Genomic DNA, 12294 nt, shown 5'->3' with positions numbered 1-12294 from the left:
AAGCAATAGATATACTTTAAACGTATATCTATTGCTTTAACCTTTTATCGATTAGTAGTTATCTGTAGCACCTTTTGCATCATTTAATACGATTGCAACACTAGCACTTGCTCCAACGCGAGAAGCTCCAGCAGCTACCATTTTATCTGCATCTTCACGTGTACGAACACCGCCAGATGCTTTTACACCAACGTTTGGTCCTACTGTTTTACGCATTAATGCGATATCTTCAGCAGTTGCTCCGCCAGTTGAGAATCCAGTTGAAGTTTTTACGAAGTCAGCACCAGCTTTTACTGATAATTCACAAGCGCGTACTTTTTCTTCATCTGTTAATAGACAAGTTTCAATGATTACTTTTACAAGAGCTTTTCCTTTTGCTGCTTGTACTACTTCATAAATATCTTTTTCAACAAGTTCGTTGTCGCCATCTTTTAAAGCGCCTACGTTGATTACCATATCAACTTCAGTTGCACCTTTTGCGATAGCATCTTTTGTTTCAAATGCTTTTGTTTCAGTAGTGCTTGCTCCTAATGGGAAACCGATTACAGTACAAACGTCTACATCATGTCCAGCTAGTTCATCAGCCGCTAATTTTACCCATGTTGGGTTAATACAAACAGAAGCGAATTTATATTCCTTTGCTTCTTCGATTACTTTCATAACATCTTCTTTAGTAGTATTAGCTTTTAAAATTGTATGGTCAATTAACTTTGCAATGTTCATTATCTTCACTCCTCATATCTTTTAACAACTTCATTCTAACTCTTAGTTGAACAAATGTAAATACACTTTTGAAATTTTGTTCATTCTTTTTTAAAAGGAATTTTCTTGTAGTAAATAAAGCGCATTCTAACTAAGAAACAATTCCTATTTAAAATCAAAACTTTTATATTAACAATGGTAGTATGTATCTCCATATCCATAATTATTTTTAAAAAGGCAATTTGTGTTCAAAAAAACACCTATCATTCATACATAACAAAATAAAAGGCGTTCTCAAAATTAACATTTTGAGAACGCCTTTTATTTCTAATCTTTTTGATAATGTAACAATTCTTTTGCTGTATGCTGATCGATAATTAATACATTTGCATACCCGCCACGTAACGCACCATCAATTGCTTTTATTTTTCTATTACCACCTGCAACTAAAATAGAGCGTTTCTTTAATTTCAGTTCCTCTAACTCAATTCCAATGGTCCGCTTATTAATTTCTTCACTACTAATATTTCCGTCTCCATCAAAGAAACGTGAACAAATGTCACCGACCGATTGTTTTTTGAGTAAACTTGTTTCCTCCTTATCGAAATAACCTAATCGGAATAATAGCGCTTCATCTCGCACTGTTCCTACAGTAAAAATTGCAATATTCGCTTGCTTCCCCATTTCGATAATGTGATGAATATGTCGATCCTGCTCTACTAATTCTTTTGTCACTGCATTATCAAATATAACTGGAAGAGGTAGATTTCTTGGCGTCGTTTGAAAAGCATCTGCAAATAAAGCTATCGTCTCATTCGCATATGTATTTACACTCGAGTGACTAATGCCACCTTTTAGCTGGACAACCTCTATCCCTTTTACATGTTGCGGTACGATTTTTCTAGCGATTTCATACATTGTCATTCCCCAGCTTACACCAACGATATCACCATTTTTAACCGTCTTTTCCATATACTCAGCTGCATATTTACTAATATACTCTGTAATCGTTGCATATTCTGGCACTGGAGAAAACACAACATGTGCCTCTAACAAGTTGTACTTTTCTTTTAGTAAATTCCCAACGTTATCTAAATCCGCAAATGGATCGGCGATGCTAATTTGAACAAACCCTTTTTCTTTCGCGTACTTTAACAATCTAGAAATCGTCGGTCTTGAAATATTTAATTTGTTAGCAATTTCTTGCTGACTATAATCTGATTGATAATATAATCTTGCAACTTCAACGCTTAATTGTTGTTTATCTTTTTCCATAGTAACTCATTACAAATCCCTTCCTGTATTTCCCTTTCGTTACAAGCATTATACAGCTTTATGCAAAAAAATTCGACTACCGAATTTTATCTAACTGAACTTATATTCCACTTATTATATACAATGAAACCGTTCAATAAGAAACATAAATCATCGTCTAAAAACTATTCAAATACCCCTTATAAACAGAAGATACTGGTTATAAGGGGTATGTATTCAATTTAATTTTATAAAAATTGGATGAAAACAATGCAAGTTCCCACTTATTTAGAATAAGTGAAAAGATGATGTTTTATTTGTTCAATAAAATAATGATGGTGTATATTATCGTTAGATACTCGACTTGCCATAATAGCCCCCTCCATTGAAGATGCAAGAAAGGAAGCAAGTGATATAACCTCTATATCTTCTTTAAGTTCTTGTTTCTCTATTCCTTCTTTTATGAGAGAAGCCATTAACATTACTGTATCATCATAACCTTTTGCTGCTGCTTTTTGTAATTCTGGAAATACTCCAGTACTTTCAATTGCGCTATTAAGTAATGGACAGCCTCCAGCAATAGGAGGATTATTAGCTGCATCTTGATATACAAGGAAAATTGCAAGGATTTTATCGATTGCTGTCTTTTTATTTTCCATTGCTTTATGAAAATGACTCCACATAATCTCACCACTTTTGTCGTAGGCAGCAAGGACAATTTCTTCTTTACTTTTGAATCTACGATAAATAGATCCTTTAGGTAGTTCAGTAGCTGTCATTATATCCTGGATGGATGTGCGAGTTATCCCATTAGTATTAAATAAATATAAAGATGTTTCAATAATTTTTTCTTTAACCTTATCAACTTTAGTCATGCTTTGTAATCCTCCTAATAAAAACGAGCTTAATATTCCAGGTGATATTTACCATCTATTTTCTTGAATTTTTTTGTAAGTATAAAGAAGTTTGAAGCGAAAATATCTTATCAACCCCTATATTATGTGAACCTCAAACAATACAGTTTGAAAAGAGATTAATCAAATTGTATTATCTATATCATTCAAATGAATTTTCTGTCAAAATTAACATGACCAATTATTTAATTCAGTCATGTTATACAACTAATTTCACCTAACTTCGTAGTAGGTGTAAAAATATATAGTTAAATTTAACGTATAGACATATGATTATTATATATAATTTTGATTAATATGTTTAGCTAAAGTGTTTGAACTATCCCCACTTTCACTTCATTCTATAAAAGGGTAATCATTAATGATTACTGGAATTAAATTGTACCAAAGAAACTGAGATATAAATATATTTGCTTTTTTTCCATTTGGATTTTGTTAATACTTTATAAAAAGGGTTTAAAAAACTAGAAACTTATAGTATCATTAGGTTCCGGACCGAACCGTCCGGTTTATAATCTTATATAAATATATTTAGAAGGAGAACGTTATGCAGAGAGAAAAATCAAAAATTATAGGTAATTTAATTATGGGGGCAATACAGTGAACTTTATAAAAATGAATAAAAAAGAAATCATTATGCTCATAATCTTTACAATGTTTGTACCATTTCAAATTGGCTTGTACATATTATTTGGCATATCACTTTTAGCTAATGTCAATTTAGTTGAATCAGAATTTGTTCTTAGTGCCATCGGTTTTACTGTACCTGCTATTGTAGGAATCATTTTCTTTAGGAAAGAAATTATTGAAAGTTTTACTTATTTTAAAGAGAAGACAATTTTGAAAATAGTAAGTATTCCTATGGTAGTTTTATTTACGGTAATTGTGGAACAGTGTGTTATGCGTTTTCTAGCAACTGGTCAACCAGAGAACCAAGAGCAGCTCCTTGAAACGGGTGCGGAGGTACCTCTTGTATTTACATTGCTTGTATTTGGTATTCTGGGTCCAATACTTGAAGAAATTGTGTTTCGTCACATATTAATAAATCGTTTTTCTTACCATATTGGTACTGCTATTGCATCTATCATTTCGATTATGATTTTTACACTTCTTCATACGAACCAACTTTCGGATATTGCTATTTATTTACCTGGATCGTTGATACTTACTGCGGCTTATCTTATTTCTAAAAGATCCATTGCATATGTTATAGCGATACACATGTTAAACAATTGCCTTGGTTTCATTCTGTAAGAAACTAGACTTGTTTCTGGTGCCAAAAATACTTTTTCTATGGCATAAGAAAGCTAATCAAAAATTATAAGATATTAGGAGAGTGTCAGTCATGATTGTAACAACAACTTCTGGAATTCAAGGTAAAGAGATTATTGAGTATATTGATATTGTAAATGGTGAAGCTATTATGGGTGCAAATATTGTCCGCGATGTATTCGCTTCCGTTCGTGATGTTGTCGGTGGCCGTGTTGGTGCTTATGAAAGTAAGCTAAAAGACGCTCGTGATATTGCAATGGGCGAAATGAAAGAACTTGCAAAAGAAAAAGGTGCGAACGCTATCGTTGGTATTGACGTAGATTACGAAGTTGTTCGTGATGGAATGTTAATGGTTGCTGTCAGTGGTACAGCTGTACGTATATAAGTAAATAAAAAAAACGGTTCCCCTTGGAATTTATACTTTGAGGGGAAATCCTGGTTCTGTTGCAGATTTTAAAGAATAATAAGAGATGTTGATAAATCATTGTACGTCGAAAAACACAGTTTGAGTGTAAACTGTGTTTTTTTATATAGAGGCCCCATCCCATCACTATCAAGCTAAAATTTTTTAGTGCCTCTAGAACGAAATTTTGTATTAACTTGTAACAAAAAGTTCATTTTTATTTTGTTGATAATTCAGAATATTTCGGTTGATAGGTATGTGGCGGTACCCTGATACGGTACAAATTTTTTATAAACGGTTGTAAGATTCTACGTTTTTGACCATTCTGTACAACGATAACTTTGGTTTATTAATTTCGCCTGTAATCTGGTAGCCTATCCTCTGATACAATTTAATGGCAAGTTGATTCTCTTTCTTTACCGTCAGAGAGCATTTGGCAAAGCCTTGCAGGGAAGCTTGTTCCTCGGCAAACTTAAGTAGTCTGGTACCTATCCCTAGTCCTCGACTTTCGGGCAATAAGGCAATTGTTCCGATGTGAAACTCGTCATCTTCTCCCTCCTTCAAGGTAAACATGGAATAAAGCATTTTGATATTCAAAATGTTATAAATAACAAAACCCAGCTTTCGGAATGAAAGCAGCTGTTTAAAAGTGGACCAGGCAAGACGGTTTAAAACGGGTATGGGATAGCAAGTAATCATCCCTAAAGTTTTCCCGTCCATTTGAGCTTCATAAGCGTATTGATGACTAAAACGGTTGTTCTCCTGCCGCCAGAGCTTACAAAATGTCCCTTCGACTGTGTTCTTCTCCTCAGATCCTACAAGTGGAAACGCCATGTATTCCAATGCCATTACATTTAACTGGGCGCCGACCATGGATTGATGAACAGCCTTTACAATAGAGATTTGATTCATTTCCCAGTCCTCCTTTTCGCTTTCTGTATTATTGATATTAATTATCATGGATTTGAATCAGTTCACTTACCTCTCAAATCATCCTTAGCTTTAAAACCATAATAAAATGTATTTAAAACAAGCTCTGCAGCAGATTTTTTAGCCACATTTCCTTCATGTACCTGTTCCCAAGTATGGAAAAGCAGAGCATAAAGCGTATTCAAAATCCATTCGCTGCTAACCGTTTGCTGAAAATAACCTCTTTGTTGTAACAGCTCAATAACGCGTCGTAAGGGTTCCCTCAGCTTCTCTTCTGCTTTACCTAATTCTTTGTTGTTAAATACAGATGCATCATGACCTAGAAAATAGATTTTGTCACCTAAAGGGATTAACGCTTCAATGAGTTCCGGGATATAGTTTTCGCTTCTTTCCTCATCCAGTGGAATCTGGTTTACAGTATCACTTACCAGTTGTATAGCCCGATGGCCTAAGAACAGCATCAATTTCTCCCTGCTTTCGACGTAGCGATGGAGTGTAGCAATTCCAATTCCCGCATATTCCGCAATTTCATTCATCGAAGCAGTAGGATTTTCAACAAGCAATATAGTAGCCGAATCAAGAATTGCATTAAATCTCGCTTCCTTCAACGCTGACAAGTCTTTCTTCATCGTCAATCTCTCCCTTTTTCTGTATAAATTCGTCATTTTTGATAGAAAAATATATCATTTGATATTATAATAAACAATCTCAAATAAAGTGTCCAGATGCTGAATGTAGCTTTTCAAAAAGAATTATATTACTGAAACTGATAGTACTTTGAATGTTTCATTTTTAGCATTTCATTATTTAGATAACGATGAAGAAATTAAATTATTTAATGTAATAAATACAAGAACCAAAGGAAATGGTTCGAATCGCTTTCTTAGTAGAGAAATTGATTACCTTATCTAGGTTTTTTAAACTATTTTTCATGACGCATTAATACTTATAGTAATTTTTCTACTTTTATTAAATCCGGTTGCACTTCATTTAATTACTGAATGTTTTATAATGAAGCTTCTTTCTGCATAAAGTTATCGGTTTACTTTAAAATTCACTTCCGGGTATTTGGTCATCAGCCTTTTAAGGGTTGAGCCGTCATCCTTCTGTTTTACATACTGGTCAAAAAATGCCAGGCTGAATTCGTTGATAATACGATGAACTTCCTTTGGATTTTCACCTGGGCTCTGCAACAGAGGGGAGAACAAATGTAAATCAGTGAGGCTTGTATGATCCGTATGAGGTATGACCATTGACATACCACCACCAGCTAACCCACGTCCATATCGCTCCCTCACTTCATAGGGATCTGCTTCATCAGGCTCTTCTGCACTCATGAGTAGAAATGGTTTTCCAATTCCACTTTCAGGAAAGATTTCTCCATACAATGTACCATCCATATTGATAGCTGCTTTGACACGAGAATCTTTTGCAAGTATTTGTGCTGCGGTAGCTCCACCGTAAGAGTGACCAAACATTCCAATTCGCGAAGTATCCATTCTTCCTGTAAAGAAGCCGGTCTCATCGTTTTGATTAAGTTTCTCTATCTGATTAAGGACAAAGCTGACATCTTCCTCCCATAATTTTATGTGGCTATCCCCTTCATCAGTTAAATTGATGGGCTGTACGTAAGCAGTTCGACCATCTGGAAAGACGGTAGCTGCAGCATCAAAGGTATGATCGATACTTAGAACAATATATCCTTGACTAGCCAACTCCTCAACTTGAAACGTGTTTTGATTACGAAAACCATTAAAACCATGAGAGAAAAGTAATATGGGATAATGATTCTCTGAATCTGAGAGTTGTAAATCCATAAACGAATGAGATTTTACCAATTCCATGTGGCTGAATGCAAATGCAGGAATGGACAATGTTTTTTCCAATCCCTTGGAAAGCTCATTTATGTTACGAATATAAGGTTCTGGATCCCCCTTACTTTTTTCAGCTGTAGGATACCAAATTTGCACCATCAGTTCGCGCCGATCGGTTGGATTTTTCGAATATGGTTCATTTCTCTGATGATCAATCCAATGATATACCTTCGTACCGATCCTATGTGGGCCGGTTGGTTCTTCAAATGAAAATACTGGCATAAGTAAGGGTAGCGCCACTGCTACAGACAAATAGATACATAGCAACGAGGTCTTAACTATGAATATACCCCAACTTCTACAGCCCTTTTTCCGCCCAGTTAATAAATAGCATAAAATTAAGATAACTGGGGATACATATGCCGGAATCATCTGCCACCTAAAACCTTCTGCCAATAACTGAACTGTAACCATTACAACGGCAATCAAAGTAGCTAATTTAGACCACTTTTTCGTTTCTCTGCCTATTAACAGTATCCAACTCAATAGACTAAAATTCACTACTATCAAAACAACTTCCCAGAAATTCATTGGCCTATCTCCTTTGAATGTATTTTACTTCTAATTAAAGAGGTAGTTTTCAGCCTAAGCAAAAGCAGATGAACCCCCTATATAGTTGCACCAATTATGCTTAGTAACCGTTTCATCCACTCTACTCCTTTCTTCAAATTAAAATCTTAAAATGCCCAGCTACCTTTACGGAAAATTGGTTCTACAGTTCCATCTGGTAGAATACCGTCGATGTCCATCTCACTGCTGCCAATCATAAAATCCTCATGTGTTACTGAAATATTTGCACCTAACGTTTCAAGCTGATCGTTTTCTAAATCTCTTCCATCCTCTAAGCAAGTTGGATAAGCTTTACCAATCGCTAAATGGTTCGATGCATTTTCATCAAACAATGTATTAAAATATAAAATTCCCGATGCTGAAATTGGTGATTCATTTGATACAAGTGCTATCTCACCTAAATAGCACGAGCCTTCATCCACATTAATAAGCTCCTGTAATAAATCATGTCCTACCTGTGCTTCAGCTTTAACAATTTTTCCTTCTTCAAATGTCAGTTTAAAGCCGTCGATAATATTCCCTTGATAAACTAATGGTTTTGTATTGCTTACATAGCCATTTACACCTTGTTTCATCGGTAACGTATAAACCTCTTCGGTCGGCATATTAGCCATAAAGATAGTATCATCAGGAGTTTTACCACCTCCAGTAATCCATTTATGCTGTGGTGCTAATGCAATTGTTAAATCAGTACCTGGCGCTGTATAGTGAAGCTTTATATATTTTTTATTGTTCAGTAGGACCGCACGAGATTCTAAATTTTTTACATGTTCACGCCATTTTTCAATAGCACTGCCTTCACCAATACGAACAGCTTTAAAAATAGCCTCCCATAATGCTGGTACTTGATCCTCAGCTGCTAAATCCGGGAACACCTTCGATGCCCACTTTGGTGAAGGAACTGCTACCATAGACCAAGCTACTGAATCCTTCATTACGGCGTTGCGATTGTTGCTCAGAGCAGCTCCTGCTACCTTTTGATAGGTAGCTAGACGATTAGATGAAATACCTGTAAATTTATCAGGATCTGTAGCATCTATCATTAATAATGCTCCTTTACATTCGATCAGCTCATCATTCATTTTGACTATCCACTCTGGGAAGCGATTAAATTCTTCATCTGAGGCATAATCAAAGTAAGCACGTTCCATTTCTTCATCCGAGAAATTAACATGAACACGCCCTGCCCCAGCCTTATAAGCCTCTTTCACAACTATACGGGCGAAATCCAATGCATCCACTGATGTATTGACTAATAAGTATTGCCCTGGTTGAATATTCACACCGATTTTCACCGTAAGTTCTGCATATGCTTGTAATTTTTCTTCAAAAGTCATATTATTTACCTCACTTTTATCAAATTGGTTTTGAATTCCCATCACTAACTTGCTTTCATACCATACTTTCTGAACAGGTTTTCTCAGAATTTTTCTTGCCTATTTTTTATGTTTTTCATCAAGACATGATAACAACTAATGGCTTTTTTCTACTACTCATATATTTAATTTCTAAACTTTGATTCAATTAATATTGGTTTGTTTTTTAAAAAAATCTAATCAAAGGGCATCAAACACTACATAAAGTTATAGAGTTCTTTATTGTGAAAGCTCACTCATTTCTTCCCAATCTTTTCAATGTGGTTGCACCTAAAGGCTTACCATCAATGGGGCGTTTAACATTCTCAATCACTCCTTTATCTTTACAAAAGCATTTTTGATAGATAAATATATCATTTGACATAAGATTAAATCATTTTAAACGAATTATCAAGCCGTAAAATTTAATTTTTAAAAAATTCGGTAAAAAACCTATGTGAAAATGGATTCTATCAAAGGGAGCGATAACAAAAAGATTTTTTATACACACATGGATAAAACACATGAAAACTTATATATAAAATTACAAGTTCAACTCTCACAAAAAAACGGAATAAAAATAAACAGCGGAACTAGCCCACTGTTTACTTTGCCACACCTTCATGTAATTTTTCTGTATAATCCTTTACATCTTTCCAGCTATCTTTCGCTGTATGTAAATCTTCTTTTATAAACGTAAACTCTTCCGGACTAATTCCTTTTACGTTTTGTAGTAAATTATTATATTTTGCACCTACTGTATACCATTGGTTTGATATGTTTTGTAGTGCTGTAATTGCTGCATCAATTGTTTCCGTCATGTTTGTTGTTTTATTTTTTACATCAGTCAAAATTACGATTTCTGCTTGTGCTCCTGAAATTCTATCTTTTAAATTAGCTATCTCTCTTTCTGCATTTGCGATATCTTTTTTTGCAACCGCAATCATCGGCCCGCCAGCAAGACATGTTATTAGCGCTACGCAAAGTACGCCACCAGCAATGACCATATCATTACTCTTTTTAATCGAATCGTTATATGTATTTATTTGTTGCTCTAGAGCTGGAATACCAGCATTCGTACTTGCCAATATCGCTGTTAACTGATTTGTATCCTCTTTGAAACTATTTGTATCTTTCGCCATTCTATCGCGAAAACTTTTCAAATTTCCTAATAATCCATCTACCTCATTTTGATTCTTTACAATATCCGCATACAACTTTTCTAAATCCGCTTTTAATTTTCCGCTATCCTTTTGATCAATCGCTATTAACATGTCGTTATAATACGATTGAAAAGTATTATTGTAATTTATAATATTTTGATCCGTTTTCATAATTTGAGGCTTCATATTATTTAACCAATATGCTGCATTAATTTTTGCATCTCTTTGATGCTGAATCATATTCCCTTTAAATTCACTATTAATCGAACTTATTTTACTTAAATCCGTCTCTTGTTGATTTTGAATTAATTTTGCATATGAATCCATTGCAAATATACTCGATGTCGTTTGTGCCATTACATCTTGGAATCCAGCTGGTCCAAGAGAATAGTTTTTCACATTTTCTTGTAGTACCTTTACATTTTGTTCTGCTGCAAAAGGATGTAAAGGAGATACGTTACTCGTTGCCACCCCAGCAATCATTACCGCTAAAAGACATTTTTTATAAAATCTTTTCTGCATACTTTTCACCTATTTTCTTTATAAGAGTATAAAAAGCTCCTGCTCACAACTGAACAGGAGCTTCAAATCATTCATCAACACTTAACGCTCTAACGATTCGTATTCAATTATGCTTTTTTCGTATCTACTACTTTAATATCTTCAGCATAAATCTTTTCTGCATAGTCTTTAATATTTTTCCAGCTATCTTTCGCAATGTTTAAATCTTCTTTAATGAAAACAAGGTCGTTTGGACTAATTGAATCCACATTTTGAAGTAAAGAATTATATTTTGATCCCATTGTGTACCATTGGTTTGAAATATTTTGTAACGCTGTAATTGCAGTATCAATTGTATTTGTTAAATACTCTGTTTGTGTTTTAATGTTCGTTAATCCAGCTACTTCTAATTGCGCAGTTGTAACTTGTCCTGTTATCTTTTGAATTTCTGCTTGTGCATTATCAAGCTCTTTCTTCGCTAATACGATTCCAGCTGTACCACCGCCTACAGCTGCTGCACCACCTGCAATTAATGCTACTCCTAGCGGTGTTCCTGCGCCCGTAGCAATAACTACTGCACCACCGATAATTGCAATTGGTCCTAGAGCTGTCGCAACAGATGAACCGATAATAATTGCATTATATTTACTAATTGCTTCATTGTACGTTGTAATTTGATTTTGTAATAGCGGAATTCCTGCATCTTGACTAGCTAATATAGATGTAATTTGATTTGCATCACCCTTGAAGTTTTGCGTATCCGAAGTCATTTTATTTCGGAATTTCTTCAAGTCTTCTACTAACTGATCCACTTGTGCTTTATTTTCATTAATACTACTTGATAATCTAGTTAAGCCTTTCGTAAGAGTCGCTTTATCCTTTGCATCAACTGCAGCAACTAAAGTATCATAATAGTTTTGGAATTTCGTATTGTAGTTAATGATATTTTGATTCGTTGAAATAAGCTGTGGTTTTAATACATCTAACCATTGCTTCGCATTTCCTCTAGCTGTATCTTGATGCTGAATTACTTTCCCTTTTAAAGCCGCATCAACAGACGATACATTTCCAAAGTTAACATTACCTTGTTTAATAATTGTTAAAGCGTACAGATCCATTACTAAAGCATTTGAACCTGTTCTTTCCATTGCATCTTTTAGGCCTTCTGGTCCTAATGAATATTCTTCATAGTCATTATAAGCTTTTGCTACCGCATGAACTGGAGCTTGTTTCACTGTACTTTCAGCTGCATACGTATGAGCCGGCATAATATTTCCTGCTGCAAATACTGCCATAAGTGCTGATAGAGCCATTACTTTATAAGGTTTTTTTGTCATTTTTCTTCTCTCCCTATAT

The 12294-nt window shown here is 34.6% G+C and carries 11 protein-coding genes; 2 read left to right on the top strand and 9 right to left on the bottom strand.

The features are described from left to right. Nucleotides 1–51: 51 nt before the first annotated feature. The 3 genes from deoC to MR160_RS06400 all read right to left on the bottom strand — a co-directional run bounded on the left by deoC (nucleotide 52) and on the right by MR160_RS06400 (nucleotide 2831). Entirely contained in the window at nucleotides 52–723 is a 672-nt protein-coding gene (deoC, locus tag MR160_RS06410; protein WP_001017441.1) for a deoxyribose-phosphate aldolase, read from the bottom strand. Nucleotides 724–1029: 306 nt separating this feature from the next. Further along, nucleotides 1030–1977, bottom strand: a complete 948-nt coding sequence (locus MR160_RS06405; RefSeq protein WP_000409779.1) for a sugar-binding transcriptional regulator — start codon at nucleotides 1975–1977, stop codon at nucleotides 1030–1032. Between the two features lie 263 nt (nucleotides 1978–2240). Further along, on the bottom strand, nucleotides 2241–2831 hold the full coding sequence (locus MR160_RS06400) for a TetR/AcrR family transcriptional regulator (protein ID WP_000169651.1): 591 nt from the start codon (nucleotides 2829–2831) through the stop codon (nucleotides 2241–2243). Between the two features lie 639 nt (nucleotides 2832–3470). On the opposite strand from MR160_RS06400, the gene MR160_RS06395 reads away from it, so the two are divergent. Both MR160_RS06395 and MR160_RS06390 read left to right on the top strand, forming a co-directional pair. Continuing rightward, nucleotides 3471–4124: a CPBP family intramembrane glutamic endopeptidase gene (locus tag MR160_RS06395; RefSeq protein WP_001009305.1), complete on the top strand. Its 654-nt coding sequence runs from the start codon at nucleotides 3471–3473 to the stop codon at nucleotides 4122–4124. 91 nt (nucleotides 4125–4215) lie between these two features. Continuing rightward, nucleotides 4216–4527, top strand: coding sequence for a heavy metal-binding domain-containing protein (locus MR160_RS06390; protein ID WP_000637518.1), 312 nt, complete (start codon nucleotides 4216–4218; stop codon nucleotides 4525–4527). Nucleotides 4528–4833: 306 nt separating this feature from the next. On the opposite strand, the gene MR160_RS06385 is transcribed toward MR160_RS06390, so the two are convergent. The 6 genes from MR160_RS06385 to nheB form a co-directional block, all read right to left on the bottom strand. After that, nucleotides 4834–5457 carry a GNAT family N-acetyltransferase gene (locus MR160_RS06385; RefSeq protein WP_242297112.1) on the bottom strand — a complete coding sequence of 208 codons (624 nt, stop codon included), beginning with the start codon at nucleotides 5455–5457 and terminating at the stop codon, nucleotides 4834–4836. Nucleotides 5458–5519: 62 nt separating this feature from the next. Next, the gene (locus MR160_RS06380) at nucleotides 5520–6104 is read right to left on the bottom strand and encodes a TetR/AcrR family transcriptional regulator (protein ID WP_000710982.1); all 585 of its coding nucleotides are present in this window, start codon (nucleotides 6102–6104) and stop codon (nucleotides 5520–5522) included. 405 nt (nucleotides 6105–6509) lie between these two features. Continuing rightward, entirely contained in the window at nucleotides 6510–7880 is a 1371-nt protein-coding gene (locus tag MR160_RS06375) for an alpha/beta hydrolase family protein (RefSeq protein WP_001012300.1), read from the bottom strand. Nucleotides 7881–8026: 146 nt separating this feature from the next. Next, on the bottom strand, nucleotides 8027–9256 hold the full coding sequence (locus tag MR160_RS06370; protein WP_242297111.1) for an aminopeptidase: 1230 nt from the start codon (nucleotides 9254–9256) through the stop codon (nucleotides 8027–8029). Nucleotides 9257–9879: 623 nt separating this feature from the next. Further along, nucleotides 9880–10959 carry a non-hemolytic enterotoxin NHE subunit C gene (nheC, locus tag MR160_RS06365; protein WP_001172000.1) on the bottom strand — a complete coding sequence of 360 codons (1080 nt, stop codon included), beginning with the start codon at nucleotides 10957–10959 and terminating at the stop codon, nucleotides 9880–9882. 107 nt (nucleotides 10960–11066) lie between these two features. Continuing rightward, nucleotides 11067–12275 (bottom strand): non-hemolytic enterotoxin NHE subunit B, encoded by a 1209-nt coding sequence (gene nheB / locus MR160_RS06360; protein WP_000162968.1) that lies wholly within the window; start codon nucleotides 12273–12275, stop codon nucleotides 11067–11069. Between the last annotated feature and the right edge of the window lie 19 nt (nucleotides 12276–12294).

Origin of the sequence: Bacillus cereus group sp. BfR-BA-01382 (genome assembly GCF_022663475.1) — a bacterium.
Lineage (GTDB): Bacteria > Bacillota > Bacilli > Bacillales > Bacillaceae_G > Bacillus_A > Bacillus_A thuringiensis_S.
The sequence above is the reverse complement of the archived record's forward strand: the minus strand, read 5'-3'. Positions and strand labels throughout refer to the sequence as shown.